This is a genomic window from uncultured Methanospirillum sp. (assembly GCF_963668415.2).
GTDB lineage: Archaea > Halobacteriota > Methanomicrobia > Methanomicrobiales > Methanospirillaceae > Methanospirillum.
Genome location: NZ_CAXXDL010000001.1, coordinates 2,711,546 through 2,738,438 on the forward strand (window position 1 = coordinate 2,711,546; position 26,893 = coordinate 2,738,438).

Sequence of the window (26,893 nt, forward strand, 5' to 3'; positions counted from 1 at the left end):
AGTGATGATGGAGAGACCGAAGCTCTCCTGAATGAGGTCTAATATGGCAAACTACGTTACCTTTGAAGTTTCTGATGAAATTCAGAACAAGGCACTTGAGGCAGTCGAAACGGCCAGAGAAACCGGCAAGATCAAGAAGGGCTCCAACGAAGCCACCAAGGCTGTCGAGCGCGGGATCGCCCAGCTCGTTCTTATCGGTGGCGACGTTGAGCCGGCTGAGATCGTGATGCACCTTGGTCCTCTCTGTGAAGAGAAGAAGGTTCCGTACATCTTCGTCACCAAACAGAACGACATAGGAGCCGCATGTGGGCTTGAGGTCGGCTCTGCTGCTGCTGCCGTCATAAAACCCGGCAAGGCGAAGGAGATCGTTGACGAGATTGCAGGACAGATTGCTGCGCTTAAGGCCGAGTGAGTCTCATGTCTGACGCAACGCCCGCCGAAGTGATCGAGGTGATCGGCTCTACGGGCATGCATGGTGAAGCCATGCAGGTCAAGTGCCGGATTCTCGATGGCCCGAATAAGGGTCGAATTATTACCAGGAACACGGTTGGCCCCATCCGAGAAGGGGATGTCCTTATGCTCCTCGAGACCGAGCGTGAGGCAAAGAAACTCTCACGGAGGTGAAAACGGTGATGCAATCACACGTTTGTTCGTTTTGTGGTGAGGGTATGGAGCCAGGAACCGGGAAGATGTTTGTCCGAAAGGATGGGTCAATCTTCTACTTCTGCAGCACCAAGTGCCAGAAGAACTACAAACTCGGGCGTATTCCGCGCCGGGTCTCCTGGACTGCAGCCGGCCGCAAGGCGATGGGCAAGGGATAATCAATGGAACAGACGTTCCTGATGGTCAAACCTGACGGGGTACAGCGTGGCCTTGTCGGGGAGATCATCTCCCGTTTTGAACGCCGCGGATTCAAACTCGTGGCAGCAAAGTTCGAACGGCTTCCTGATGCCCGAGTTATGGAGCACTATGCAGAGCATGTGCAGAAACCGTTCTTCCCAGGTCTGAAGGCGTACATCACCAGCGGACCCTGTTTCCTGATGGTGTTTTCAGGGAAGAACATCGTGAAGATCAGCAGAGATATGATCGGTGCCACGAATCCTGCCGGGGCAGCCCCCGGAACCATTCGTGGTGATCTGGCTCTTGAGATCGGAATGAATGTCATCCATGGTTCAGACTCAGTAGAGACTGCAGCCAGGGAGATCGCGATTCATTTCAAACCTGAAGAACTTGCATCCTACACCCGCATTGACGAGCAGTATCTTTACGAATAACCACTTTTTTTGCCAGGCTCTCTGAGTCAGGCTCATATGCGCTGCGGTTCAAAATGAGTGAGAGTACCTGGTATCCATGAATTATTTCTGTTCATCTCCACGAATCTGCCGTGCGGTTGCTCTGTCTTGGCTGATTCTGCTCCTGTCTGTCCTGCTTACTGGATGCATGAGCACAGGGGAGTGGAAGGAGAAAGGGCAGAAGGATTTTCAGAATGGCAAATACTCTGAGGCAATATCAGCCTACGATCGGGCTATTGCCATCACTCCAAATGATAGTGAACTCTACTACCTGAAAGGTATGTCATTGTATGAGATGGTACGGTACAAGGATGCTATTGATGCGTTTACCGATGCTATTCGCCAGAATGGGAACTATTCCCTGGCCTGGTTCTGGAAAGGGCGTACCAGTTATATGATGGGCGATTATGATGAGGCTGTTAGATCGTTCTTTAAAGCTATTGAGATAGAACCCGGAAACACCGAATACTGGTATTATCGTGGGATGGCACTCTCAAGCCGTGGTCAGTATGACATGGCAGTTCAACATTTTGACAAGGCTCTGCTCATCGATAAGAATAATGAGAAGGTCTGGAGTGCCCGCGGGTTTGCATATAATATGAAAAAACAGTATGAACCGGCGCTGTACTCATATGAACAGGCTATCGTTGTCAATCCGCAAAATGCAGAGAACTGGATCAACAAAGCATCCGTTCTAAAGGCTATGGGCAAAGAGGCAGAGGCTGAAGTGGCGATTGATAAGGCAAATCTTCTCTATAAGGAACAGGAGAAGGACATCAGCAAGAAGATCCCCAAAACTCCCATGCAGTTTACATCCTGAAGTTTCATTTTTTTGATCAGTATAGAGGAAGGCATTTCCCGGATCTTATCAAACCTGTTCATCACTCGTGCCCTTTGGCATGTCACAGGTGATATCAGGTGTCTTCGCGGGAAATAGTACAAGTTCTTATCCCTCTGGTTATACTGCTCCTCATCATCTCTGTTCTGCTCTCCGGCTGTGTTGGAACACAGTGGTCTGCGGATGACTGGCTAGAAAAAGGGAACCAGTATGCAAATGAAGGGCTGTATAAAAGCGCTGTTGATGCGTATAATCAGTCATTACAACTTGATGCCAGAAATTCAAAGGTTTTTACCTACCGTGGAGTAGCCCTTGAACACATGGGAAGTTATGATACTGCGATGCAGGATTTTGAGCAGGCACTCAGTATCAATCCGAACGAGAGCGGTGCCTGGCAAGGCAAGGCAGCAACATATATCGATACCAATGAGTACCGCCAGGCTGTCAAGGCTGCTGACCGTGCGATTGAACTGGCAAAGACCCCCTCCGACAAGGCAGAGAACGCGTACCTGCTCCGGGGATTTGCGCTGAACCGGCTTGAAGATTATGAGAATGCACTTCAGGCATTTGATAAAGCCATCGAGATCGATCCAAAGCGGCTGGATCTCTGGCAGAACAAGGCTTACTCACTGACAAAAATGGGAAGGTTCGTTGAAGTGCTCAAATGTTATGAGATGATGACCAGCATCGAACCGAATAATGCTGAGATCTGGAGCAAAAAAGGAGAGATTCACCTGGCTCTCGGTCAGATCAACGAGGCGAATGAGGCATTCTCGATAGCCAAGAGCCTCATTAAATCAAATTAAACATTTAGGACTTTCCAACTCACCCGATTACTTTTTTAGGCAAAAAAGAAGTGCCCTGATTATCTTGTTCAAAGTTTATCCAAAGTGATAAACAAAGTACGCGATGACCACGACACCTATGAATATCAGTGCCATCCCGTCGATTCTATGGAATTCGAGATCGTGAAAGGGCAGGGTCTTCTTGCTCCGGTATCCACGTAGATCAAGAGTTAGTCCAAGAACCTGGGTTTTGGCGAGGGAGTTTGCAACCAGTGGAATTATGATGGGTCGCAGGCTCTTTACCTTCCCTATTGCTCCTGTTCCTGGGTTGTATCCCCGGGAGAGTTGTGCCTCATGTATTCGTGTCGCTTCAAGCTGAAGGCTTGGGATGAACCTGAGTGCTATCAGGAACATCAGAATGTAATCCACAGGCATGTGAAATGCGAGAAGTGCGGTAACCAGTTCGCTGGGCTTTGTTGTGACGATGAAGAGATGGAATGAAAGGATCATCACGATGAAGCGGCATGTGAAGAGGAGTCCAAGACCCAGTCCGCCCTCCGTGACCGGCAGCATCCCCCCGATCACCGGAATTGATGCCGGAATAAGGGTAAAGTATGTCTCCCCTTCCTGCACGGTCAGTGTTGTGACGATGAGGAGAAATATTCCGAGCAGGATGAGGAACGGGATCTGCTTGGTGATCTCGCGGTGCATTCCTGATATTGATGCACCTATGGCAATGACCAGGATCAGGCCGGCAAGAAAGAGAGCACTCGGGGTGAGTACACTCATCCCAACGATAAGGAGGACGATGATCAGTTTTGTCACTGGATTGAGCCGGTGAAGTACCCCGCTACCAGGAATGTACTGGAGAATCTCGGTCATGCCTTCACCCTCTGGATTGCATAGTCACCGCTGACTCTTCCGCTCTCCATCACAATAATCCGTTCAGCATTCTCTTCTGCAATTCGCATGTTGTGAGTGACCATGATGATGGTGTGCCCCTGCTGCTGGAGTGACTTCATGAGTGCCATCATCCTGTCTGATTCAACCTCGTCAAGACCGGTTGTCGGTTCATCAAGGATTATGATCTCAGGTTCCATGGCAAGGATACATGAGACTGCCAGACGCTGCCTCTCTCCCCGTGAGAGATGACGGGGATATGTCTGCTCCTGCCCATCCAGTCTCACCATCGTGAGAACATCCCTGATGCGATTGTCTGGATCCGGTGTCTTGATATTATTCAGCCCGAAGCGGATCTCTTCTTCCACAGTATCGGCAAAGAGCATGGTGTCAGGGTTCTGAAACACAAGACCTGTATGACGCACAAGGGTCATCACCGGTTCAGTAGTGGCATCAAGATCAAGCACTCTGATTGTACCTGAATCTGGCCTGAGGAGACCATTCAGATGTTTGACAAGTGTGGTCTTTCCTGATCCGTTCTCGCCAAGCAGGGCGACAAACTCACCCGGGTAGATGGAGATGCTGACTCCGTTGAGGGCAGCAATCTCCCCGTATCTGTGGTGCACATCCTCAAGCCTGATGATGGGATCAGTTCCCTGTGGTGAATACGGGGAGAGATCCGGGTCTTCGTACAGTGCCTTTAGTGATCCTTGAGTATGAGGAAAGAGTTCATCAAAGGTTCCCTGCCTGGATATTCGTCCATGGCTCAGCTCAATGACCCTGTCTGCCACCCCCCGGTACCCTTCGAGAGAGTGGTCGACGACAATGACTGTTTTTCCTTCTGCCTTCAGACCCTTGAGGACCTCGATAATTTTTCCGGTGGCACGGACGTCAAGTTCTGATGTGGGTTCGTCAAGGATCAGCACACTTGTGTCCATGGCCAGAGCCGCTGCGATAGCGACACGCTGTTTCTGCCCACCAGAGAGTGCATATGGTGGGCGTTCACGAAGATGCGATATCTCACAGAGCTCCATCACCTGATCAATCCGTGCCCGCCTTTCTGCCACCGTTGCAAGCCGTGTCTCGAGGCCTGATGCTATTTCCTCCTCTACACTGGTAAAGATGAGCTGGGCATCAGCGTCATCAAATACCATGCTGATGTACTGGTTGAGTTGACTCATCCCCTCATACTCTGCAATGGGGTGGCCTTGAAAAGAGAGATGTCCAGTGAGTATCCCACCAAACTCATGTTGCAGAATTCCGGCAAGAGCAAGACAGAGGGTCGTCTTTCCAGCTGCCGTGGGGCCGGTGATGAGGATCAGTTCTCCGGCACTGATGGAGAGGGTAACCTCCTCCAGCGCCGGCTTCGTGCTCAAGGGATATGTGTAACTCAAGTTTGTTCCCAGTATCATGCCCTTCCCCGGGAAAGGACACGTGCTGCTGGAAGGTAGAGGATTTGGGCGACCACCGTATTGAGGATGGATGTCGGGAGGACGATGGTGAACATCATCAGGCTGAAGAATGCATACAGGCTTGTTGCAGTGAAAGCCTTATACAACATTCCTGGAGCAACCATCACAAGCACCATAACGATCGCAACAAATGTCAGACCACTTACCACCGTTGCAATCAGGGTTGCTAATGCAGGTGCAAACTTGATCCTCTCTCTGGTTGCGAGGAATACTCCGAGACAGACGATTGCTCCGAGCGGTTCGCTGATCAGGTTTGCAGGGGGAAAGAGCGAGTGGCTGATCAATGCACTGATGATACCTCCGACGATTCCTATCCCGAGAGCCTCTTTAAATCTGGGGGCAATGAGCATGATCGCAAGACAGTAAAAGATGATCACAAAGTTCGGTACAATTGGGGAGGGCACGAGTGCGGTTGCAATCAGACGTGCGATCGCTCCCACAGCGAGGAGAATTCCAACAATAGCAATATCCTGTGACTTCATATTTTTCACTCAATAATAATTTGATCGGATGGATTCTGATGTGTGAACAAGGCTGGTGTTAGGTGGCACTTCTCTCGACAACAAGATACATCTATGTATTTAGTTGTCCATTTCTGCATTTATAGGTTCTCACATCTGTACCTGAATAATTCCTCTGTAGTCCTGGATTCTGATGGTATGAGGAGTAAACTCGTCCTCGTAGAAGACAAAAACTCTCACAGGCTCCCCTTTGAGAAATGCCCTCATCTGCTGATCATATATCTTTCTGACATTCTTCTCCCCAGTTCTATCAAAAAGATCGATCAATGATCTGTAGAACCCGATCATCTGTATGAGCCATCCCTCTTCGTATGATCTGGTCTCCTGAGCCAGGCTGACGCTTTCTTTCTCACTGATCAGGGTATTATACTCGCCATGTTCATTCAGACCGCTGATCTGCCTGAATGACAGTCTGCCCTTTTCATCAGGTTCGCGGTGGAGCATATAGGGATAAACCCTGCATATCGAGAATCGATCGTTGTAGATTTGGCACCGTCTCTCAATAAGGTGAACACAGGATCCGTCTGGGTTGGTACGGAGGGCATACCCTGACACATAAAAATTTCCATTCTTGTCGCAGACCTCAAAAAAAGGTGCGGGGATGATCGTATCAGGACATATCTCCTTTGCCCGCCTGGTATCATGGTCCAGCAGGAAGACATGCCCGTTCTGTCCGGCAGTACAGCACCCCCCGCATCCTGTACAGGAAAAACCAACTTCTTTGATTATCCTGACAAGTTCCTCTTCAGGGAAATCAGACAGGAGTTTGAGTTCTTCTGTAAACCGTGCCAGTTCCCTGTTCAGGAAAGGATCTGTCATTTCTCATTCAGATGTGTGATACACAGGCTTATCTCTGGCGATAGTACCGCCTCTTGGTCCCCAATGTATAACTGTAATGGCTGCAGAAGAGAGATACATGCTCGAGACTTTTGATCTCTCAATAAAAATTCCCAAAGACGAATACTCATCAATCGCAGATCCCCTCAGCATCGGAACCGGTGAACTGCAGCGTGAGGTTCGTAAACGTGGGAAGTCGGTAATTATTGTCTTTGAAGGGTGGAGGGGATCAGGGATCTCACAGGTGATCAATAAAATATTGCACGCATTTGATCCCCGTGGTGTCCGTGTATACGCAACTGACGAACCTAATGATGTAGAGCGGGACCACTCCCTGATGTGGCGATTCTGGACAAAGGTTCCTCCATACGGGCAGATCGCAATTTTTGACAGGAGCTGGTATACCTCAATGCTCATTGAGCAGTTTGAGCGGTCACGGACGGATGAAATACCTTCTGATAGCATCTCTGACATCATTGGGTTTGAAGAGCAGATTGCCGGTGATGGTAACCTCATCATCAAGTTCTTTCTTCACATCAGTAAGCAGGAACAGAAGAAACGTCTGTCAGATCTGGAGGATGATCCCTTTACATATCAGGCCCGGTATCTCCGGAGAATAGAGGGTTTTTATCAGTATGGGCAGTATCTTCCGGTTATCGAGAAGATGCTGATGAAGACTGATCTTCCAGCAAGTCCCTGGGTGATCGTCGAGGCTGAACAGATCAAGTATGCTCATGTGAAAGTTCTCAGAACGATAAACTCCATGATAGAGGGTTGGCTGGCAAGTCTTGATGAAGTGTCAACTGAAAGTTCCCAGTTTTTTGCAGTTCAGGGAGTGATGAAGAACATCGGTGAAACCTGCATCCTTGATACTGTTGACCTCACGAAGTCCTACACCAAGGACGAGTATAAACCGCTCATGGAGCAACTTCAGGAGGATCTCAAAAAGATACAATTTGCGACCTACCGGCAGGGTGTTCCCGTTGTCATCGTCTTTGAGGGGTGGGATGCGGCAGGGAAAGGGGGATGCATCATCCGGCTCACCAACCCCCTCAACCCACGAGGGTATGTTGTGGAGCCTATCGGGGCACCGAATGACTATGAGAAACTGCATCATTATCTCTGGAGATTTTACCCGAAATTCCCCCGCAAAGGTCACATCACCATATTTGATCGTTCATGGTATGGCAGGGTTCTCGTGGAGCGGGTGGAGAAGTTCTGCCACGAGGATGAATGGCAGCGGGCATATCATGAGATCAACGCCATGGAAGAGCAACTGGCGAGAAACGGGGTTGTGATCGTTAAGTTTTGGCTCCATATCGATCAGGACGAGCAGTTAAAACGGTTTACTGAACGTGAAAACAGTGAGTACAAACGGTATAAGATAACCGATGAAGACTGGCGGAACCGAAAGAAGTGGGATGAGTATGAACTTGCGGTTAATACCATGATCCGCAAGACGAGCACGCCCGAGGCTCCGTGGACCATCATTCCCGCGAACAACAAGTATTTCGCACGGATCATGACCATCAGAACAGTTATCGAAGCGATAGAAAAGAAGATAGATGAGAATGGGGCACTCTGATCTCTGAACCGTTCAGAACAGGATCTTATGCAGGTCCTGACACCTTTTGCTCTCCGCTTCAAACCGGTTGATTATTTCATGCAGTTCGGGCATATCAAAATCGGTTTCAATGGTGCCATCGGTTTTTATCGGATAAATTCGTCCCAATATTGTGATCAGGCGCTTACCGATGAGTGTCCTGTGTCGTACCTGTGCGTACTCGGCGATGAGATCAGCATCTCCACCTCGTGCAGTTGCCTGATCCACTTCCTTACTTATCATCTCTTTGCGATCCCTTACTCCTTCCACCGACTTCACGAGATCGGGGAGGCGTACTGGTTTTATAAGATAATCTTCGATCTGGTCCCCGTACCTGATGACATCCTTGATGGTGAGGCTTTTTCCGGTCTGCATGATGATGGGAACATTCCTGGTTGCCTCCTTGTTCTTGATATGGGAGAGTGTCTCCCATCCGTCCATCGGTTTCATCATCACATCGAGGATGATGATATCCGGGATGTCAGCATCTATCAGTTCTAATGCTTCCTTCCCTGATATTGCTCCACGTGCATCATATCCCTGTTGCTTCAGCGTCTCAACAAACGCCATCTTCAGCAGTGCTTCGTCATCAATATACAGGACTTTCAGACCGGTAGACATAACCCTCCTCTCTTCAGCACCGGAAGTCATCCCCCTGCAGTCCGGTGTAGATGGTATGATGTAGTGTGAGTCATTCTGATATCAGTTTTTTCTCGACAGTCACATCTTTATCACTGATCTCAATTTCTGGTGCCTGACCTTCCTTCATGATAGCCTTTGTCTCGTCTTCGATTGACTTTACTACTTCGGCAATATATTCAGCAGAGGGGATGTCTCCAAGAAGGCTTTCATCCAGATTCACAGACGCGGATTCGCTCTCATCCATCTCTTCAGTAGCACCCAGGAACTTGGCACCCTGTCGGATCAGGCTTGAGATCTCGAACGGGAAGATGATCTTGGTTGCCTGACCAACTGACATCGTCTTTAATGCGTCCAGGGAAAGGACGGTGATGGCCCGCTTATCCAGAGAACGTGCACCGATTGAGAGAACTCTCAAACCTTGTGCTTCACCCTGAGACCTCAGGATCTGGGACATCCTCTCACCATCAGCCTTCAGGATCTTACTCTGCCGCTCTCCTTCTGCCTCAAGGATCATACTCTTCTTCAGTCCTTCAGCCTTCAGGATAGCAGACCTCTTCTCTCCGTCAGCTCTGAGAATTGCTGCACGGCGTTCCCTCTCGGCGGCAGTCTGCTCTGTCATTGCCTGCTTGACTGCACCGACCGGGTCAACTTCTTTGATCTCAACCCGCTCAACCTTCACACCCCACTGATCAGTCTCTCGATCCAGGATATCCCTGAGCCGGGTGTTTATTGATTCACGGTTGTAGAGGACCTCATCGAGCTCCATGTCACCGATGATACCACGCAGGGATGTCTGGGCAAGTGCCACAGTTGCCATCCGGTAATTTGCAACCTCAAAGAATGCCTTTTCGGGATCGATAACCCGTATGTAGACGATCGCGTCCACATTGGTTGGAGAGTTATCTTTGGTGATGACCTCCTGTGACGGGATGTCGATAACCAGTGTCCTGAGATCCAACTTGACAACCTGTGTTATGAATGGGACCACCCAGCGGAACCCCTGGTTCATCCTTCCGATATATTGTCCCAGCCTGATCTGGAGTCCCTGTTCGTACGGCTGGATAATAACCACTCCCCGTGCGAAGATGATCAGGATGATGATGATCAGAACAATGGTGATAAACGTCTCAATAAATGCCATTACACAATCTCCTCAACAACAATATGCACACCCTTCGAGGAGATAACTCTTATCCTTGCTCCTTCCGAAATAGTGCCCGTCTCAGTTTTTGCACTCCATACCTGCCCCTCGATGGTTGCCTTTCCATCAAGTGACTGCTCATCAGCTGCCTTTGTAAGCACCCCTTCTTTTCCGATGAGTGAGTCCATGCTGATGGTATAGGGTTTCTGACCAGCGGGGGTCATTCTGCTATATGCAAAAACTGTGGCAAGAGCTGCTGCAATTGCGATGCCAACTCCGACGAGAATGCCGATGTTTGTGCTGAAGATATCTATGCCGAGCAGAAGCAGTATCCCGATGATGATAAGGACCGTCCCGGGTACTAACAGGAAGAATCCTGGAGAGAATACTTCAAGAGCGATAAGAAATGTGCCTGCAAGAATTACAAGCCATCCATATGACAATCCCTCAACGGCCATATGGAGTATTCTGACTCCTGGAATCAAAAAGATGATGACCTAACGGGATCTGAGCATCGCGAGTTTGGCACCCCTGTGAACACCGAGTTCTTCAGCAATGGGTTCGCACTTGGCTGCCAACAGGTATGCTGTCGGGGGGAGGCCCGTTTCTTCCCGCAGGCTCTCATAGTTTGCCATTCCCTTTGAAATGATAAGAGTGCAGGTATCAAGTTCCTTCTGCACGTGAGCCGGAAGCAGGTCAAACCTTATTCCGATCTCTGCTCCTGCCCCGTTGGTGTAAACATGATCAGCGATCACACCAAGTCCGATATCCTTTGCTTCGGTCATTGTTGCGTCATTGAGAATAGGAGCGTCCCGCACTACCACGGTGACATACGATCCCTGCTTCTTCAGGTATTCAATGAGCAGCCTGTCAAATACAAGTTCACCGCAGTTGTCTGTAAGGTACACAACGCGCCCGGCCAATGGGAGGATCCTGTCAGTGTCATCGATAGCCAGCCCTGATGCAAACTCATCCCTGAAGAATGCAACAAAATCTTCGCTGATGGTGTGTCCCCTTACACCATAATCAAAGATGTTACCAATGACTGCGGCTGTGACCAGACTTCTGAAATCGGCCAGGTGCTTTCTAACAAGATCAAGTGCCTTTGTCGCTTCTATGTTTGACTGCTCTTTGAGCCTGAGAAAGGGATCGGTTGTTCCTAACTGATAGTACACGGACCGATGAAGCAGGCTTGCGACCACCGGATGGGTATATGGAGTCTCCTGGAGGAAGCCAAGGAGTTTGGTTGCGTGCTCCATGAGTGGCTCAAACTTTTCAGATGGAAGATCTACGAGTTCTGCTTCAAGCCGTACCCGGGATAACAAACAGTCAAAACAGCGATCATCATGATGCATGTGAACACCTTAAAAGAGAGTATGGGGCCATCGAGATTCGAACTCGAGTCAGAAGACCCCCAGTCTCCTAGGATGCCAGGCTACCCTATGGCCCCGAGTCCATACTACTTTCTCACATCTGGCATATGTACTTACCCGTTTTATTCTGTGCTGATCGATATGGTATTTCAAAGCAGGGAGTTTAATCTGGTCTGATAATCCTATTCACACCATATACGACAAACTCTTCATTCATCTATGATGAAATTTCATCACGATCCCTGCCTCTAACCCAGCACGACTTCCTGAAGAGGAAAAAAAGACAAAATATTATATATCTACGTCGGAGATTATACCGTAGTTACTGCATAATACGGGGCCCAGACATGCTCAAGGAGAAGATAGCCGGTATCATCGAGGATATCACGAAGGTAGGGGGGGTACGGCTTTGTGCACTCGTCTCGCGGGATGGGATAATGCTGGGTAAGCATGCCGCAGGTGACTTCAATGAGGCATGGTTTGCGGCAATGTGCGCAACTCTCCTCGCCTCGGCAGAGTCTGCGGCAGTTATCATTAAAGTCCAGTCTCCGGAGATGGTCACGATTCAGTCGTCGGACGGTACTCTGATCATCATGGGAGCGGGCGACAAGATCCTGCTCACTACTCTGATCGACCCGTCGGCAGATATGGCAACAGTTACTGCAACTCTGCGGGAGATCGCAGAGGATGTTGGGGGGAGTTTCTGATGGCCACTATAATGGTTATTGATGACAGTCCGTTCATCGTGGATATCTTTGTGACAATGCTTGAGCGGGGTGGATATACTGTTTATTCTGCCAACAGTGGTCCTGAAGGGATTGAACTGCTTAAGAGTGTAACGCCTGATCTCATCCTTCTGGATATCATGATGGAGCCTATGGACGGATGGGAAACCCTCGTTGCGATCAAGCAGAATTTTTCAACCAAGGATATCCCCGTCATGATGCTCACGGCCAAACAACTCACCCCCCAGGAGGCACAGGAGTACGGGATGTATATTGAGGATTACATTCTCAAACCTGTCACCCATTCCGAACTGTATTCTGCGATTGAGGGAGTCATCAGCAGAAGGCAGCAGATTCTGGACGATATGAGCAAGGCAAAGGATGGTGGATTCGAAGATGCACTCATCAACGAATATGGCCGTCTGGTCAAAAGTGTCGAGATTACCAAGCGTCTTCTCAAGCTTCTTTCTGCAACGTATGATCTCTCGGATCCTTCAATGAAATTATCAGATGATATAAATATTGCAATCAGGAGTATGGAGACAAACCTGAAGTTTCAGGAGATGCGTGTCTCGCAGATCAGAGAGCAGTTCTCAGGTAAACCTGCCTGACCCTCTTTTTCCAGTCATCTGTCCGGGATATTTCTGGTGACAGTGTCAGGTTCTCCCTACAATATGAAGTAGATCAAGCACTAACCTCATGAACCATGTTTGATCTCGTATGTGTCAGATGTGGAGAATCATATCCCGCTGACACAGTTCTATATTCCTGTAGGAAATGCGGTCATCTTCTTGAGGTCAGGTATGATCTCGCATCCATCAATATCACCCGCAGGGACTGGCTCTCCCGTCCCCTTTCTGTATGGCGGTATCGTGAACTTCTCCCGGTGAAACGCGAGCCTGTCACCCTGTATGAAGGGGGGACCCCGCTGTACCATCTGAAACGTATTGGTGAAGAGCTTGGAATGAAGGAACTTTATGCCAAACATGAGGGGATGAATCCTTCAGGCTCTTTTAAGGACAGGGGTATGACAGTCGGTGTCTCCATGGCTCTTCAGCTTGGCATGAGCTCGGTTGCCTGCGCCAGCACTGGCAATACCTCAGCATCACTCGCAGTTTATGGGGCAAAAGCAGGAATTCCAACCATTGTACTGCTGCCAGTCGGAAAGGTGGCCCTCGGAAAGGTTGCCCAGGCTCTTATGCATGGGGCGCGGGTCATCTCGATCAAAGGGAACTTTGATCGTGCTCTTGAGATGGTTCGCGACCTCTGTGAAAGCAAGGGAATCTATCTGCTCAACTCGATAAATCCGTATCGTCTTGAAGGCCAGAAGACGATCGGGTTTGAAGTGATCGATCAGCTTGACGGGAAGGTACCTGACCGGATGGTTCTCCCTGTTGGGAATGCTGGAAACATATCTGCAGTCTATAAAGGGATTCTGGAACTGAAGGCATTGGGTTTTGTTGACAAGATGCCGATGATGACTGGTATCCAGGCAGCAGGATCCCAGCCAGTGGTCAGAGCTATCCGCGAAGGTCTTCCTGAAGTGATCCCTGATGAAAACCCTGAAACTGTTGCAACTGCTATCAGGATCGGTGCTCCGGTAAATGCTGAAAAGGTTCTCACCGCGATCCGGGGAAGCGGTGGAACTGCAGATTCGGTCACCGATGATGAGATTCTCGCCATGCAGTGTGACCTCGCACGCAAGGAGGGTATCGGTGTGGAGCCTGCATCAGCTGCATCAGTAGCAGGTGTAAAGAAACTGGTCGAGTCAGGGGTTATCGACCGGGATGAGCAGGTGGTCTGTGTGGTCACCGGTCATCTCCTCAAGGACCCTGAAACGGTGATTAAACAGTGTGCCCCTCCAATCGAATGCGAAGCAACACTCGAATCATTACTAGCTGCACTGCAGCTCTGATCCTGGTACTCCTGGCTCTCCCGGTGTCAGCTCTGAATGTCACATATCAGGTTGATGATGACGGGACCAGGTACCATGCGGTGGCTACAGTAAATGCCACGGATAAGTATGAGTTCATGCAGAGCGGAGCACTTGGTGAACAGGTCCCGCTCAAAGTGACTAATATCACTCTCTTTCAGAATGGCGTAAACACTACTTTCACAGAGGAACGTGGTGGGATCAGGTTCCCTTCCGGGAATTATTCGATCACCTATGACGGTCAGATCTCTGGAAACACATTCCAGAGTCAGCTCCCTGAACCTGGCTCGCTCTCAATCCTCCTTCCTGATCGATACAAAGTGGACAACCCACTCCTGACCTCCATTCAGCCGAGCGGATCGCATGTGAACCGTAGTATGAACCAGACCATTGTCACCTGGGATAAGGCAAGATATTTTGATATCAGGTTTTATGATGCCAACCAGGAGAATCTGCTTGGGATATTTACTCAGTTCTGGCTCATCATTGCTGTGATGCTTCTTCTTCCGTTTCTCTTCTCACGGGGTCAGGGCTGATCCCCTAGGTTTCTCTGCTTATGGGGTGCCGCAAAAATACCCGTTGACCTTTGGGTAATGTGCGGCACCTCCTCCATCTCACCATCATACTATCTCTTCATCTCCCCTTGTTTTGTGGTCCGGATAACTCATCTGAAAATACGGCAGATTTTTCGTATTTTTTCCTTGATTTAATCTGGCAAATTTTGCTTTATTTTCAATAATTATGGGATTAATTTGCCAATTCTTTACTTGGGCTCTGCAAAACTCTCTCTGGTGCCGCGCCTCTGTCAAAAACCGCATGATTTTGATTCTCTCGATTTTGCATCGAATTCAAAATTGCAGATCTGCCTTTTTTTTTTATTTTAAGGCAAAATCGAGATTTTTAGATTGCTTCGCTCAAAACTGGCTTAAATTTAAATTTGACGGCCATAAATTGCTGATTCTCGATTCGGCATGTTTTGTACTGCATAAATCTTAAATGCTGAGGGATACACGTGATACAGTATACAGGAGACACAACCATGATAGACGTACTTGTTCCGACCAGAGAAGGAGTGGCAACCGTCCCTCCAAAGTCCGATCAGGAGACTATGGAAGAGTTTAAGACCCGCAATGCATGGGGTCTTTACATGAGTGTGGATCTGAGAAACTGCAACCCTGAAAGCATCCGCGATGCAGGTAAGATCCGTGAGTTCGTAGTTGAACTCTGTGACCTGATCAAGATGAATCGGTTTGGTGAACCTCAGATCATCAACTTTGGACCCTGTGAGCGCGTGGCTGGATTCTCTATGACACAACTCATAGAGACCTCATGTATCACCGCTCACTTTGCAAACGAGACGAACACCGCATATATTGATATATTCTCCTGCAAGGAGTATGCACCCCAACTCACAGCAGACTTCTGCCGTGAATTCTTCGGTGCAGACTCCATGGATGTTCACATCTCGTTCCGCAACTAATATCACCTCCCCTTCTTTTTTAGATTCAAAAAAGATGCCACCTTGATGGCAGATTGGTACCGGAAGTTGCCATCAGTTACAGGTTGTTTACTGCACCAGCAACCTTTTCGCCAAATGCTGCAGCTGCTGTCGGCCCGCTCCCGGTGATTATCCGTCCGTCAACGACTACCGGGCTGCTTGTGAAGATTCCTCCACCCTTCCTGATCTCATCAATAGCCTGATCATCATTCCAGACAGTTGCCTTCTTATCTTTCAGAACTCCTGCTTGTCCCAGGACAGCCGGGGCAAGACAGATCGCACTTACAATGCTCTCCTGTTTGTCAAATTTTTGGACGAGATTGAGAAGTGAGCGGTTGTTCCAGAGATATTCGGGAGTGCCTCCACCACCTATGATGATGATCCCAGAATACTGGCCGATATCGCCCTCATTGATATCGCTTATCGTGTGTTCAATGAGCATCTTTCCTCCCATCATTCCGACAGCCAGTCCACGACTGGTTGAGATCACATCATAGGAGATACCTGCTCGCTCCAGGTAGTTGATCGGTTCGGTTAGTTCTTCATCCCTGAAATTCCGGGGTGCAATTACAATGAGGACCTTCTTTTGACCTGTCATCTCTATCAGATCTGCAATGGGAGATGAACGGTAATAAGGTATCTGGGAAAAAATTAGTGGATCGTTGAAGAAGCAATGATGGTGAACTGATTCTCCAGAAGCAGGCGGATCGCTTCTTCCACCTGATCGACACGCAGAATCAGGACAGCCCGATCTTTACCTGAATATGCGTATGAATACTCGATGTTGATCTTCGCATCTGCGAGTCTGGAGGCTATCTGATAGAGACCTCCGGGTACATCCTTCATCTCGACCCCGATTACATGGGTGAAGGCCACGTTGAATCCTAACTCGGTTAGTTTCTTGTGAGCGAGGTCAGGCTTGTCCACGAGTGCCCTGATGACACCAAACCCATCTGCCTCGGCTATCGAGAATGCAAGAATATTTATTTCCTCTTCCTGGCACACCTTTGCCATTGCAGCAAGCCTGCCTGGTTTGTTCTCAGAGAAGAGCGAGATCTGCCTGATGATGTATTTTTCACAGTTCATTCACAACTTCCTCCTGTCAATAACTCTCTTAGCCTTACCTTCAAATCTCGGCAGTGAACCTGCCTCCACCAGTTCCACCTTCACTGCAACATTAAGTGCATTATGAAGGGCCCGCTCAACTTTTGATCTGACCTTCATCAGATCAGTTATCTTGTCAGAGAATGAATCCCCCGCAATCTCCACTTTGACAAGCATATCATCAAGGGCTCCGGATCGGTCTACCTCGATCATGAACTGCTCGCCGATCTCTGGGATTCCAAGCAGAGTATGTTCTATCTGGGAGGGGAAGACATTAATTCCTCTGATGATCAGCATGTCATCTACCCGGCCGGTGAGCCGCTCAAGCCGTGGAGAAGTTCTCCCGCATGCACAGGGTTCATAATTGAGTGCTGCGATATCCCCGGTCCTGTATCTGATGATTGGTAATCCCTCCTTCTGAAGCATGGTCACTACGAGTTCACCCCTCTGACCTGGAGAAAGTGGCTCGTGGGTATCAGGGTCAAGAATTTCAGGATAGATCAGGTCCCCCCAGAGATGTGCACCCTGCTGTTGTATGCATTCGCTGAACAAGGGGCCAGATAGTTCGCTGGTTCCGTAAATATCGTATGCTTCGACACCGATACAGTCCCTGATCCTGATCCGCATCTGTTCGGTCCAGGGCTCTGCACCAACGACAGCCTTTCTGAGCAGAGTATCATTCTTTATTGAGATGCCCATCTTCTCAGCGACCTCACCGATATGGATCAGGTAGGATGGAGTACAGGCAATGGCGGTCACCCGCAGATCCCGCATCAGTTCCACCTGACGTTCGGTGTTACCAACCGATGTCGGGAGAACGGTTGCACCGACACGTTCTGCCCCGTAATGAGCCCCGAGTCCTCCGGTGAAGAGTCCGTATCCGTAACTGATCTGCATCACATCTCCCCTGCCTATTCCGGCTGAGGCAAGACCACGTGCAACTGACTCGGCCCAGTTGTTGATGTCCTTCTGAGTATATCCGACAACAGTCGGTTTGCCGGTTGTGCCTGAAGAGACGTGGTACCTGACCAGTTCTTCCTTGTCACTGACGATCAGACCATCAGGATAGTTGTCCCTGAGGTCCTTCTTCTCCATGAACGGAAGTTTTCTGATGTCTTCAAGTGATGAGATGTCATCAGGGTGGACACCTGCTTCCTTCATCCGGTTCTGGTAGAAAGGAGAGAAACTGTACACCCGGTAGACGAGTGTCTTGAGAAGTTTGAACTGGAGTCTTTTGAGGTCTTCAAGTGGCATCTCCTCGATTCTCGGATCCCAGCAGTGCATCAGAGTGCCTCCCGTTGATCAATCACACGTTTCGCCTTTCCTTCAAACCTGGGAAGTGTTCCGGGCTCAACAAGTCTGACTGTTGTCCTGATCTCGAGAACATCTCTCAGAGTCTTTACCACCCGGTTCTGCAGATTCTTGAGATCAGCAAGTTCACCCCTGAAATATCCTGGTGCTACTTCCACATCGATCGTCATCTCATCCATATGGTTTACCCGGTTCACATATACCATGTAATGATTACCTATCTCAGGTATCTCCAGGAGCACATGCTCAATCTGGCTTGGGAAGACGTTGATCCCCCTGATGACCAGCATATCATCACTCCGGCCGGTAAACCTGGCAAGTTTCGGACCACGACCACATGGACATTCATCATCAAGAAGCATGGTGATGTCTCCGGTCCGGTACCTGACAAGAGGCATAGCCTCTTTGACAAGAGGAGTTACAACAAGTTCTCCCCTCTCTCCGGGACCCAGATTTTCACCGGTCTTTGGATCGATGATCTCGACCAGGTAACTGTCGTGCCAGATGTGCAGGCCGTTATGCTCCCTGCACTCAAAAGCAACACCCGGACCATACAGTTCACTCATTCCGTAGCTGTCAAACGCTTCAACCCCGAGTTTTTTCTCAAGGTCCTGCCTCATCGCATCTGACCAGGGTTCTGCACCGAACATCCCTACTTTCAGCCCTGAAATATCTGCACTCATCTCCTCTGCCGCCTCGGCAAGGTGAAGGGCATAACTTGGGGTGCAGTGGATGGCAGTAACCCCGAAGTCCTGGATCATCTCGATCTGCCGTCTGGTGTTCCCTGTGGCACTGGGAATGGTGGTCATTCCGATCTTCTCTGAGCCGTAATGAAACCCGAGCCCGCCGGTGAACATCCCGTAATTGACCATGTTCTGAAAGACATCGTCAGAGGTCAGCCCCACCATCGTCAGGTTGCGGGCTATCAGGCTTGACCACTTATCCAGATCTCCTCTCGTATACCCGACCACCGTCGGCTTTCCGGTAGTTCCTGATGTTGTATGGATCCTGACAACCTCACGTCTGGGAACCGCAAAAAAGCCGAACGGGTACCCGGCTCTGAGATCTGTCTTCCTGGTGAACGGAAGTTTCTTCAGATCTTCAAGACTCCTGATACTTCCTGGTCCTATTCCTGCATCCCTGAATTTATCTTTAAAAAAACCGATCTGCCCGCACCGTTCTACTGTCTCCCGCAGTCGTTTTAACTGAAGGTCCTGTAGGTCGGCCTGACTGATCGTCTCCATTGCTTTGTCCCAGAACATATCAGGCACCATATATTATACCCGCCACCAACCCGGTGTCCGGAGTATCTGGCCTATTATTATGTTCAAAAACTCATAACCCTTGTTATTCTGTAACATGGATGCTCATCCCGTCTGCTGAGGTATTTATATATCCTGCATCGTGGATCAATCCACATGGAGGTTCTTGGTATCAACAGCAGTCCCCGTAAAAGAGGGAACACCGCCCGTCTCCTGGCTGCTGTTCTCAAGGGTGCTGAAGACGGGGGGTGCGAAGTCACTGACATCACACTCTCTGATTATGAGATCAGATTCTGTTTTGGGTGTGAGGCCTGTTACCGGACCGGGTCATGTGTCCAGTCTGATGACTATGCAGATATCCTTGAGATGATCCTCTCCTCTGATGGCATTGTGCTGGCCAGTCCAAATTATATCAATAACGTGACTGCACGGATGAAGGCCCTGTTTGATCGGATGGGTGACTGTGTTCACTGTCAGCGAATGTCTGGGAAGTACGGTGCAGCGGTGAGTACTGCCGGGGGGTCCGGAGCTGGTGATGTGGCAGGGTACCTGAATCATACGCTCTCATTGATGGGCGCCGATATGGTCGGGGAAGCATCAGTAAATCTGTCAAAAGGCCAGGACGCGTGTAACCTTGCGATCAAAGAGAGTCATAATCTTGGTATGGCCCTTGCCGAAGCGATTGAAACCGGACGTGTATTCCCGGATCAAAAGGCAGGTCATGAGGAGATGATGAACCGGATGCGTGAACTTGTCAGTCTCCGGTCTGATGACTGGGCATATGAGTACGCATACTTCCGAGCAAAAAAGTGGTTATGATCAGGCTGTCTTGATATGAGCAACTGATTCCAGGCCGAGCATCTCGATTGCCATCTCCTTCATCTTGAACTTCTGGATCTTTCCTGTTACGCTCATCGGGACAGACTCAACAAAAGAGATGTATCTCGGGATCTTGTATCTTGCGATCTTTCCTGTGCAGTAATCGCGAACCTCCTGTTCGGTCATGGAGGTATCCTTTTCAAGTACGATCCAGGCCATTAACTCTTCGCCGTACTTCTCGTCTGGCACTCCGATCACATAGACGTCAGCGATCTTTTTGTGCTGATGAAGGAACTCCTCAATCTCACGCGGGTAGATGTTCTCACCACCACGGATCACCATGTCCTTGAGCCGTCCCTCGATGTGAACATATCCTTCCCTGTCAAAAGATCCGAGGTCACCGGTGTGTATCCACCCGTTTTCATCCTTGGTCTGCCTGGTGGCTGTAGGGTTGTTGTAGTAGCACCGCATGGCCATGTATCCTCTGGCACAGATCTCACCGATCTCTCCCATCTGTACGATCTTTTTGGTTTCAGAATCGATGATCTTGAGTTCGGTGTGAGGGAAGACACGTCCCACTGTCGTCACCCGTTTTTCAAGGGGATCCTTTGTCGTGGTCATGGTCACACCAGGTGAGGTCTCTGTCTGGCCGTACACAATCACCACCTCTGACATGTGCATCTTGGTGGCCACCTCCTTCATCACCTCGATTGGGCAGGGAGATCCTGCCATGATCCCGGTCCTGAGGGATCGTAGATCGTACTTGGCGAAATCAGGATGCCTTAGTTCTGCGATGAACATTGTGGGTACCCCATGAACAGCGGTACATCGCTCGGCCTCGATCGTCTTGAGAACTGCTTCAGGATCAAATGTCGGGGCAGGAATGACCATGGTTGCTCCGTTCGTGGTGCAGGCCATGTTGGAGAGGACCATTCCGAAGCAGTGGTAGAATGGAACAGGGATGCAGAGTCGGTCTTTATCTGTAAATCCCATACCCTTCCCGATCATGTACCCGTTGTTCATCACGCCGTGATGGGTGAGAACCACTCCCTTGGGGTACCCTGTTGTTCCTGATGTATACTGGATATTGATAGGGTCATCGAATGTAAGGGAGTCTGCACGCTCCTGCAGTTCCTCCGGGCTGATCGATTCTCCGCGACTGAGCAGGTCACTCCAACTGTACATGCCGTTGTAGGGGATCTCTCCCATGAAGACTATTGTCTTGAGGAATGGGAACTTCTCTGAAAGGAGCCGTCCTGCCCGTGATTCATACGCCTCCGGGCAGGCCTCATAGAACATCCCGACATAGTCTGATGTCTTGAACCGGCCCTGGAGGATGAGCAGTTTTACCTCTGACTGCTTCAGGCAGTACTCAAGCTCAAATGTCCGGTATGACGGGTTGATATTCACCATGATGGCCCCGATCTTTGCGGTGGCAAACTGGACCATAGTCCACTCGGCATAGTTCATGGCCCAGATGCCGACCCGGTCACCTTTGTTGATATCCATTGCCATCAGGCCACGGGCAATCCGATCAACCTCCTCCCTGAACTGACGATAGGTGAGACGAACATCCTGGAATGGCGCTACCAGTGCCTCAACGTCCGGTTGCCTTGCACAGATCTGATCCAGCATCTCTCCTATGGTTGCTCCCATCAGCGGGAAGTCGGAAGTTCCGCATGAGTAACTCAGCTCAGGCGCTTTTTGCTCAGCCATTGCATAGTACTAAACTGTGTAGGGATTTATCCCTCGCGCAGGAGCCGGCAGTACCGTTTGATCATAAGTCTTAAGTGAGTTGATGAATTACCTATACGAGCACACGGGGTCGTGGCCTAGTCCGGCATGGCGATAGGCTCCAGCGGTCTTTGTATTCCGGCAGATGATGATAAATGGGTCTTCTGATTCAGTGATGATCCGTTGGAGCACTGATGCTTGGGAGCATAACGGAGAGACCTGTCGATCGTGAGTTCAAATCTCACCGACCCCACGTTTTTAGAAAATATTCTGAAATTAGTGTGAACGTTCTATTCTTCAGCGATTAATTCTGTGTTTTTTCTGGCGACAGGTGTCTTATAGATCATTCGCCGATATATACGCGGAAGGAATACAGATGTATCTCATAGGCGAAGCACTCATTGGTGACGGTGCTGAACTGGCCCACATTGACCTCATTATCGGTGATAAGAACGGTCCGGTCGGTACTGCATTTGCCAACTCACTCTCTCAGTTGTCAGCAGGACATACCCCGCTCCTCGCGGTTGTCAGGCCAAACCTGCTTACCAAACCTGCAACACTGGTCATCCCGAAGGTGACCCTGAAGTCGGGCGCCCAGGTGACCCAGATGTTCGGTCCGGTCCAGGCTGCAGTTGCCAAGGCGGTTGCAGACTGTGTTGAGGAAGGTGTCTTCGCTGGGCAGGATCTTAATGACCTGGTTATTCTGGCGAGTGCATTTCTGAGTCCTGAAGCAAAGGACTACAACAGGATCTACCGGTACAACTACGGTGCGGTCAAACTTGCTCTGAATCGTGCGTTTGAGCAGTTCCCTGATGAGAAGACGCTCATCCATGAGAAGGACCGTGCCGCCCACGCAGTCATGGGATTCAAGGTTCCACGGCTCTGGGATCCACCGTATCTTCAGGTTGCCCTTGATATTGTGGATCTTGGCAAGCTCAGATCTGTTCTTGCATCGCTGCCTGAAAATGATCACCTGATCATTGAGGCCGGGACACCGCTGATCAAGAAGTTCGGCCTTAATGTCCTCAGCGAGATCAGGGCCATCAAGCCGAACTCCTTCATCGTCGCTGACATGAAGATCCTTGACACCGGAAACCTTGAGGCAAGGATGGCAGCCGATGCATCTGCCGATGCAGTTGTGATGTCTGGTCTTGCTCCGGCAAGCACTATCGAGAAGGCAATCGCTGAAGCACGCAAGACTGGTATCTACTCGGTCATCGATATGCTCAATGTAGCAGATCCGGTGGGTCTCATCAAGAGCCTCTCAGTCAAGCCTGACATCGTCGAACTACACCGGGCAATCGATGCAGAATCATCTGCACATGCATGGGGTAACATCAACGACATGAAGAAGGCAGCAGGTGGAAAGCTCCTTGTGGCAACTGCAGGCGGTATCCGGGTACCTGTCGTCAAGGAGGCCCTGAAGTCAGGTGCTGATATCCTGGTCGTCGGGCGTGCGATCACTGCAAGCAAGGATGTCCACCATGCAGCAGAAGAGTTCCTTGAGCAGCTCAACAAGGAAGAGATCGATCAGTTCAGAATCATGACCGATTTCTAAGAAAATTAGTTTAGAAATCTAACACCTTTTTTTCAGTAGGGGAGACGGTCTTTCATGTCTCCCCAGATGGCTGATAGCAAGAGATTTCATGGAAATCCTAGTAAAAACCGGATCCATTACCTCTCGCTGTATCCTCCGGGATAATAACTGAAATAGGACTTCCGCGAAACGATTTTTCGACCGAAAAATCGTTTCGCAGAAGTCCCATATGAGGATCATCAGTTGCCGGATTATCGAGGAGGAGATTATCCAGCATCCTGGAGAGTATCCCTATTCGGGACAGTTATGTGTCACCCGTTTGCGTATGATCATCTATGAGATTGCTGGTCGCAGACCTGACACTCATATCTGGGGGAGACGCCGGGGTGTGTGGGTGTTTGAGTCCCCTGAGTGTATTGGGGTGGCGTCAGTATGAGCCATGATATCCTGTCGGGGCCGGATCTTCGTTCTGGCCCCTCCCCCTCCCGTGTTGTGTGTAATAATATTTCTCTGATTGATTTGAATAAGGAATTATGAAACCTGATTTACTGTTATTTTTCGATACAGAGACGACCGGTACTGATCCACGTCTCGCCAGGGCTGTTGAGATCGCCTGGATTGTCTGCACCAGTGACGGGCAGATTGTGAAGGAGGAGACCCATCTTGTCAAACCAAAGGGGTTCACGATCCCGGATCAGGCGGCTGCAATCCATGGTATCACGACCGAGATAGCAGAAGCTGAGGGTCTTGATCTGTCTGTGGTTCTGAAGGAACTTCTCGCTGATGTATCTCGCACCGGTCTTCTTGTGGGTCACAATGTGTCGTATGACCTGGATGTTATCGCTCATGAGTGCCAGCGTGAGATGATTAACCCGTTAAGATTTCAGGAGAAACCGAGTTTCTGTACGATGAAGAGTCTTACGAGTTACTGTAAGATTCCGTTTCCATCCGGTACAGGATTTAAGTATCCTAAACTCGGTGAGGCGTATGAGAAACTGATAGGCGAGTCTCTGCTTGATGCTCATGATGCATTGATTGATACGGATGCGTGTAAGATGATTTTTTTCAAGGCGATTGAGATGGAGATTTTCCGGTTTAACGAGTCACCACGTCCGGGTGTTGAGGTCCGGATTAGGTAGAATAGTTAAAGATCGGGGTAGTGATGGGGGCCCCGATCTGGTGAAAAAGGAACGCTGGGGATTGTTCTGTGTTTTGTGTTAGGTTAGATGTGCAGGGGATTTTCCCATACTAGAACATGTCCTAGGTGATTGTAGGACAACAGATGATTAGTGTTTTGTAATTTAAGTATGTCGAAATGATTCTGTTAATTAGGTTTGTTAATTTGCGCATAAATTGAGAATATTTTTTGATTGTAACAATATTTGCAGAGTTCACAGGGTTAAATATGATCTGGGTAGGCGACGAATGGAAAAAGGTTGGTCGGATGAAACATTCAGGGAGAAATGTTGTCATTGAGATCGACGGTGATAGGACTCTCCGGGTTTTAGGATTTGATGTATTCGCTGTGGTAGATCTCGGGATTGAGATTCCGGTGAACGATGGTGACGAATCGGTAGGGACGATGAGTCTTTCAAATGATGGCCGAAGAATGATGGTTACGATTCCGGTCGGTGGTCAGGAGTACTCAGCCCTGGTTAAGCAGGTTCGGAATATGATGGAAAATCCGGAGAAGAAAGCAGCGGTGTGGGTTTTTAGTATATGCAATATTTATTAAATAATTACTATTTCTATAGATTCTCTCATTTTAGATTTATAGATCAAAAATTGATAATTTGAAAATTATTTTTAAATTGAATATTTAGGGTCTCGGTTTCCCGGATCATACAATTTGTTTGTTTAACTGATATTATATTGGATTTGCATAAATACTAGCCTAAATAAAAAATAATTATGTCAATAATTGGGCCACTTAAAAACTTATTTTTCAATCGAGTAGCTCGATTAAATGGTGAGGTCCCTGATTATTATATCCATGAAATAAATGAAGGACAGCGATTTTCAGTTGTTAGACTTATCCAAGAATATTCAATATCTTATTCAGGTTATGGAAGTCCATATGATGAGTTGGATGAATGGAGATACACTTTTGAAAGAGAATTAGGAAAAAGTATTGGATATCGAAAATCGGATTTTCTCGAATATTTAAAAAAATGTGACTTATCTGAATTTTTATCTGCTATAGAATTACTGATTTTGGTAAAACTAAATCATGCTTCTGTTAATCCTGATGAAATTAGCGATCTTAAGGATTTAATTGAAAAAATTAATAGGATATTTAATATTCATAAAATTGGATTTGAAATTGTACTAGTTGGTGATGATGAATTACCTTTTATGATAATTCCCTTTGAGTCGAAATTTCAATTAAATGAAACCGTGCTTAAACCTAGAACTTTATTATTTAATAATAATTTTAATGGAGCTTTAGATGAATTTGACAGAGCTTTGGATAATTATCGTTTAGAAAAATATAGTGAATGTATTCATATAGCGAATAAAGCCTATGAAAGTACATTAAAAACAATTTTAGATAAAAAGGGAATTGGTTATACAAAGAATGATACAATTCCTAAATTAGTCACGTTAATAATTGAAAGAACTGATTTATTAAAAGTTTCAACCCAAGAAATTTTTATTGATCTAGATAAATGTCTGAAAAATGGGCCTAATGTTATACGAAATCTTGCCGGAATTGGTCATGGTCAAGGAGAAAAAATAAAAAAAGTAGAGCAAAGTTATGCTAAATTTGTAATAAATATGGTAGGTTCAATAATTGTTTTTTTAATTGAGCGGTATGAGGAATCGTAATTTTTCAATAATTGTATAGAAAGTTAAAATGGAATCAATATGTATAATTTTGTATCATAATTATTTAAATAAAATATATTATGAATTAGGTGTAAATGGTATTTTTCAGAAATTCTTCACTTTAAAAAAAATCTTTGCCAAATAGCGTTAAATTTTCCAAAACAATTAAATTCATGATATTGAAGGAGTTCTCTTGAATTTTTAATTAATTCTTCTTTTTGTTTGAGAGCATAGTTAATCAGTATATCATTATTAAACACACCAGCTTGTTGATGGGCGATAATATAGTCAATAATTTGTTGTAATTCTTGAATATCTTCATAATATTTTTTTAACTTCATTACAAGATCTTCTTGTAAACTAGAAATATCGATCCACTTCTCCTGAAATACTAAGTTGCTACAAATTTTTAAGGGAAATGGATGATATGCGAGATACATGTCAATCTTAATTCCGTGCTTAATAGCTTTTTCCAAGTAGGGAGATCGTATTGAACTAGCAATTATGAGATGATTTAATTCTTTTAATTTATTTAGGTTATATTCAATTTCAGATTTGAGAGATTTTCGTAATTTAATATCATTTAGAATTTCCAAATAATAAATTGGTAAACTCACTCCTAAAAGAGCGCCAAAAAAGGCACCAATCAATGTAATTTGTAAACTGTTATCTGAAATGATGGAAAGTATAGGTGTATCATTCATATAATTTATATAAAGTAAAAAAAGATTTAGTTC

At 47.8% G+C, this 26,893-nt stretch carries 32 protein-coding genes and 2 tRNA genes; 19 read left to right on the forward strand and 15 right to left on the reverse strand.

The genetic code is table 11. The features are described 5' to 3' along the window. Positions 1–43: 43 nt before the first annotated feature. From rpl7ae to ACHZA2_RS12855, 6 genes are all read left to right on the forward strand, one after another. Positions 44–412, forward strand: a complete 369-nt coding sequence (gene rpl7ae / locus ACHZA2_RS12830; protein ID WP_319538441.1) for a 50S ribosomal protein L7Ae — start codon at positions 44–46, stop codon at positions 410–412. A 5-nt stretch (positions 413–417) separates the two neighbouring features. Next, positions 418–624 carry a 30S ribosomal protein S28e gene (locus ACHZA2_RS12835; protein WP_109969143.1) on the forward strand — a complete coding sequence of 69 codons (207 nt, stop codon included), beginning with the start codon at positions 418–420 and terminating at the stop codon, positions 622–624. Positions 625–632: 8 nt separating this feature from the next. After that, positions 633–821, forward strand: coding sequence for a 50S ribosomal protein L24e (locus ACHZA2_RS12840; protein ID WP_394698571.1), 189 nt, complete (start codon positions 633–635; stop codon positions 819–821). Between the two features lie 3 nt (positions 822–824). After that, entirely contained in the window at positions 825–1,274 is a 450-nt protein-coding gene (gene ndk, locus ACHZA2_RS12845; protein WP_319538439.1) for a nucleoside-diphosphate kinase, read from the forward strand. A 76-nt stretch (positions 1,275–1,350) separates the two neighbouring features. Further along, a complete protein-coding gene (locus tag ACHZA2_RS12850; protein WP_319538438.1) occupies positions 1,351–2,112 on the forward strand; it encodes a tetratricopeptide repeat protein in 762 nt (253 codons plus the stop codon). Between the two features lie 98 nt (positions 2,113–2,210). Further along, positions 2,211–2,936, forward strand: coding sequence for a tetratricopeptide repeat protein (locus tag ACHZA2_RS12855; RefSeq protein WP_319538437.1), 726 nt, complete (start codon positions 2,211–2,213; stop codon positions 2,934–2,936). Between the two features lie 75 nt (positions 2,937–3,011). Here ACHZA2_RS12855 and ACHZA2_RS12860 read toward each other — a convergent pair whose 3' ends face one another. The 4 genes from ACHZA2_RS12860 to ACHZA2_RS12875 all read right to left on the reverse strand — a co-directional run bounded on the left by ACHZA2_RS12860 (position 3,012) and on the right by ACHZA2_RS12875 (position 6,627). Next, positions 3,012–3,797 carry an energy-coupling factor transporter transmembrane component T gene (locus tag ACHZA2_RS12860; protein WP_319580036.1) on the reverse strand — a complete coding sequence of 262 codons (786 nt, stop codon included), beginning with the start codon at positions 3,795–3,797 and terminating at the stop codon, positions 3,012–3,014. Continuing rightward, the gene (locus ACHZA2_RS12865) at positions 3,794–5,227 is read right to left on the reverse strand and encodes an energy-coupling factor transporter ATPase (protein ID WP_319580037.1); all 1,434 of its coding nucleotides are present in this window, start codon (positions 5,225–5,227) and stop codon (positions 3,794–3,796) included. The genes ACHZA2_RS12860 and ACHZA2_RS12865 overlap by 4 nt, the downstream gene beginning before the upstream one ends. Further along, positions 5,224–5,769 (reverse strand): tryptophan transporter, encoded by a 546-nt coding sequence (locus ACHZA2_RS12870; RefSeq protein ID WP_319538434.1) that lies wholly within the window; start codon positions 5,767–5,769, stop codon positions 5,224–5,226. The genes ACHZA2_RS12865 and ACHZA2_RS12870 overlap by 4 nt, the downstream gene beginning before the upstream one ends. Before the next feature lie 129 nt (positions 5,770–5,898). After that, complete coding sequence (locus ACHZA2_RS12875; RefSeq protein ID WP_319580038.1) at positions 5,899–6,627, reverse strand: YkgJ family cysteine cluster protein; 729 nt, start codon at positions 6,625–6,627, stop codon at positions 5,899–5,901. A 97-nt stretch (positions 6,628–6,724) separates the two neighbouring features. Here ACHZA2_RS12875 and pap point away from each other — a divergent pair, with 97 nt between their 5' ends. Next, positions 6,725–8,230 (forward strand): polyphosphate:AMP phosphotransferase, encoded by a 1,506-nt coding sequence (gene pap, locus ACHZA2_RS12880; protein ID WP_319538432.1) that lies wholly within the window; start codon positions 6,725–6,727, stop codon positions 8,228–8,230. Positions 8,231–8,242: 12 nt separating this feature from the next. Here pap and ACHZA2_RS12885 read toward each other — a convergent pair whose 3' ends face one another. The 5 genes from ACHZA2_RS12885 to ACHZA2_RS12905 all read right to left on the reverse strand — a co-directional run bounded on the left by ACHZA2_RS12885 (position 8,243) and on the right by ACHZA2_RS12905 (position 11,481). Continuing rightward, complete coding sequence (locus ACHZA2_RS12885; RefSeq protein WP_394698574.1) at positions 8,243–8,899, reverse strand: response regulator; 657 nt, start codon at positions 8,897–8,899, stop codon at positions 8,243–8,245. Between the two features lie 40 nt (positions 8,900–8,939). Next, positions 8,940–10,031, reverse strand: coding sequence for an SPFH domain-containing protein (locus ACHZA2_RS12890; protein ID WP_319580040.1), 1,092 nt, complete (start codon positions 10,029–10,031; stop codon positions 8,940–8,942). Next, the gene (locus tag ACHZA2_RS12895) at positions 10,031–10,489 is read right to left on the reverse strand and encodes an NfeD family protein (RefSeq protein ID WP_319538429.1); all 459 of its coding nucleotides are present in this window, start codon (positions 10,487–10,489) and stop codon (positions 10,031–10,033) included. The genes ACHZA2_RS12890 and ACHZA2_RS12895 overlap by 1 nt, the downstream gene beginning before the upstream one ends. A gap of 39 nt (positions 10,490–10,528) precedes the next feature. Further along, complete coding sequence (locus ACHZA2_RS12900) at positions 10,529–11,386, reverse strand: ARMT1-like domain-containing protein (RefSeq protein ID WP_319580041.1); 858 nt, start codon at positions 11,384–11,386, stop codon at positions 10,529–10,531. A gap of 22 nt (positions 11,387–11,408) precedes the next feature. Beyond that, a tRNA-Pro gene (locus ACHZA2_RS12905) sits at positions 11,409–11,481 on the reverse strand. A gap of 270 nt (positions 11,482–11,751) precedes the next feature. Between ACHZA2_RS12905 and ACHZA2_RS12910 the strand changes: the two genes are divergently transcribed. From ACHZA2_RS12910 to speD, 5 genes are all read left to right on the forward strand, one after another. Further along, a complete protein-coding gene (locus ACHZA2_RS12910) occupies positions 11,752–12,111 on the forward strand; it encodes a roadblock/LC7 domain-containing protein (protein ID WP_319538427.1) in 360 nt (119 codons plus the stop codon). Continuing rightward, the gene (locus tag ACHZA2_RS12915; RefSeq protein WP_319538426.1) at positions 12,111–12,740 is read left to right on the forward strand and encodes a response regulator; all 630 of its coding nucleotides are present in this window, start codon (positions 12,111–12,113) and stop codon (positions 12,738–12,740) included. The genes ACHZA2_RS12910 and ACHZA2_RS12915 overlap by 1 nt, the downstream gene beginning before the upstream one ends. 95 nt (positions 12,741–12,835) lie before the next feature. After that, positions 12,836–14,044 carry a threonine synthase gene (thrC, locus tag ACHZA2_RS12920; protein ID WP_319580042.1) on the forward strand — a complete coding sequence of 403 codons (1,209 nt, stop codon included), beginning with the start codon at positions 12,836–12,838 and terminating at the stop codon, positions 14,042–14,044. Then, positions 13,999–14,598: a DUF5803 family protein gene (locus ACHZA2_RS12925; protein ID WP_319580043.1), complete on the forward strand. Its 600-nt coding sequence runs from the start codon at positions 13,999–14,001 to the stop codon at positions 14,596–14,598. The genes thrC and ACHZA2_RS12925 overlap by 46 nt, the downstream gene beginning before the upstream one ends. A 503-nt stretch (positions 14,599–15,101) precedes the next feature. Next, positions 15,102–15,542: an S-adenosylmethionine decarboxylase gene (gene speD / locus ACHZA2_RS12930; protein WP_319580044.1), complete on the forward strand. Its 441-nt coding sequence runs from the start codon at positions 15,102–15,104 to the stop codon at positions 15,540–15,542. 76 nt (positions 15,543–15,618) lie between these two features. On the opposite strand, the gene ACHZA2_RS12935 is transcribed toward speD, so the two are convergent. The 4 genes from ACHZA2_RS12935 to ACHZA2_RS12950 are packed head-to-tail and all read right to left on the reverse strand — an operon-like array spanning position 15,619 to position 19,237. Beyond that, positions 15,619–16,158, reverse strand: a complete 540-nt coding sequence (locus ACHZA2_RS12935) for a DJ-1/PfpI family protein (protein WP_319538422.1) — start codon at positions 16,156–16,158, stop codon at positions 15,619–15,621. Positions 16,159–16,211: 53 nt separating this feature from the next. Next, the gene (locus ACHZA2_RS12940) at positions 16,212–16,646 is read right to left on the reverse strand and encodes an ACT domain-containing protein (RefSeq protein WP_319580045.1); all 435 of its coding nucleotides are present in this window, start codon (positions 16,644–16,646) and stop codon (positions 16,212–16,214) included. Further along, positions 16,647–17,948, reverse strand: coding sequence for a phenylacetate--CoA ligase (locus ACHZA2_RS12945; protein ID WP_319580046.1), 1,302 nt, complete (start codon positions 17,946–17,948; stop codon positions 16,647–16,649). Further along, positions 17,948–19,237 (reverse strand): phenylacetate--CoA ligase, encoded by a 1,290-nt coding sequence (locus ACHZA2_RS12950; protein WP_319580963.1) that lies wholly within the window; start codon positions 19,235–19,237, stop codon positions 17,948–17,950. Before ACHZA2_RS12950 ends, ACHZA2_RS12945 begins: the two co-directional genes overlap by 1 nt. Before the next feature lie 156 nt (positions 19,238–19,393). Between ACHZA2_RS12950 and ACHZA2_RS12955 the strand changes: the two genes are divergently transcribed. Next, positions 19,394–20,056: a flavodoxin family protein gene (locus tag ACHZA2_RS12955; protein ID WP_319580047.1), complete on the forward strand. Its 663-nt coding sequence runs from the start codon at positions 19,394–19,396 to the stop codon at positions 20,054–20,056. Here ACHZA2_RS12955 and ACHZA2_RS12960 read toward each other — a convergent pair whose 3' ends face one another. After that, positions 20,057–21,772 (reverse strand): AMP-binding protein, encoded by a 1,716-nt coding sequence (locus ACHZA2_RS12960; RefSeq protein WP_319538418.1) that lies wholly within the window; start codon positions 21,770–21,772, stop codon positions 20,057–20,059. 105 nt (positions 21,773–21,877) lie between these two features. Here ACHZA2_RS12960 and ACHZA2_RS12965 point away from each other — a divergent pair. The 6 genes from ACHZA2_RS12965 (at position 21,878) to ACHZA2_RS12990 (ending at position 26,156) form a co-directional block, all read left to right on the forward strand. Continuing rightward, a tRNA-Trp gene (locus ACHZA2_RS12965) sits at positions 21,878–22,043 on the forward strand. 123 nt (positions 22,044–22,166) lie between these two features. Next, positions 22,167–23,348 (forward strand): bifunctional 5,6,7,8-tetrahydromethanopterin hydro-lyase/3-hexulose-6-phosphate synthase, encoded by a 1,182-nt coding sequence (locus tag ACHZA2_RS12970; RefSeq protein WP_319580048.1) that lies wholly within the window; start codon positions 22,167–22,169, stop codon positions 23,346–23,348. 208 nt (positions 23,349–23,556) lie between these two features. Beyond that, positions 23,557–23,763, forward strand: coding sequence for a hypothetical protein (locus ACHZA2_RS12975; protein WP_319580049.1), 207 nt, complete (start codon positions 23,557–23,559; stop codon positions 23,761–23,763). Positions 23,764–23,860: 97 nt separating this feature from the next. After that, complete coding sequence (locus tag ACHZA2_RS12980) at positions 23,861–24,466, forward strand: 3'-5' exonuclease (protein WP_319580050.1); 606 nt, start codon at positions 23,861–23,863, stop codon at positions 24,464–24,466. A gap of 266 nt (positions 24,467–24,732) precedes the next feature. Further along, a complete protein-coding gene (locus tag ACHZA2_RS12985; protein WP_319580051.1) occupies positions 24,733–25,062 on the forward strand; it encodes a hypothetical protein in 330 nt (109 codons plus the stop codon). A 176-nt stretch (positions 25,063–25,238) separates the two neighbouring features. Next, the gene (locus tag ACHZA2_RS12990; RefSeq protein WP_319580052.1) at positions 25,239–26,156 is read left to right on the forward strand and encodes an abortive infection family protein; all 918 of its coding nucleotides are present in this window, start codon (positions 25,239–25,241) and stop codon (positions 26,154–26,156) included. A 116-nt stretch (positions 26,157–26,272) separates the two neighbouring features. Here ACHZA2_RS12990 and ACHZA2_RS12995 read toward each other — a convergent pair whose 3' ends face one another. After that, on the reverse strand, positions 26,273–26,860 hold the full coding sequence (locus ACHZA2_RS12995; protein ID WP_319580053.1) for a hypothetical protein: 588 nt from the start codon (positions 26,858–26,860) through the stop codon (positions 26,273–26,275). Positions 26,861–26,893 lie beyond the last annotated feature (33 nt).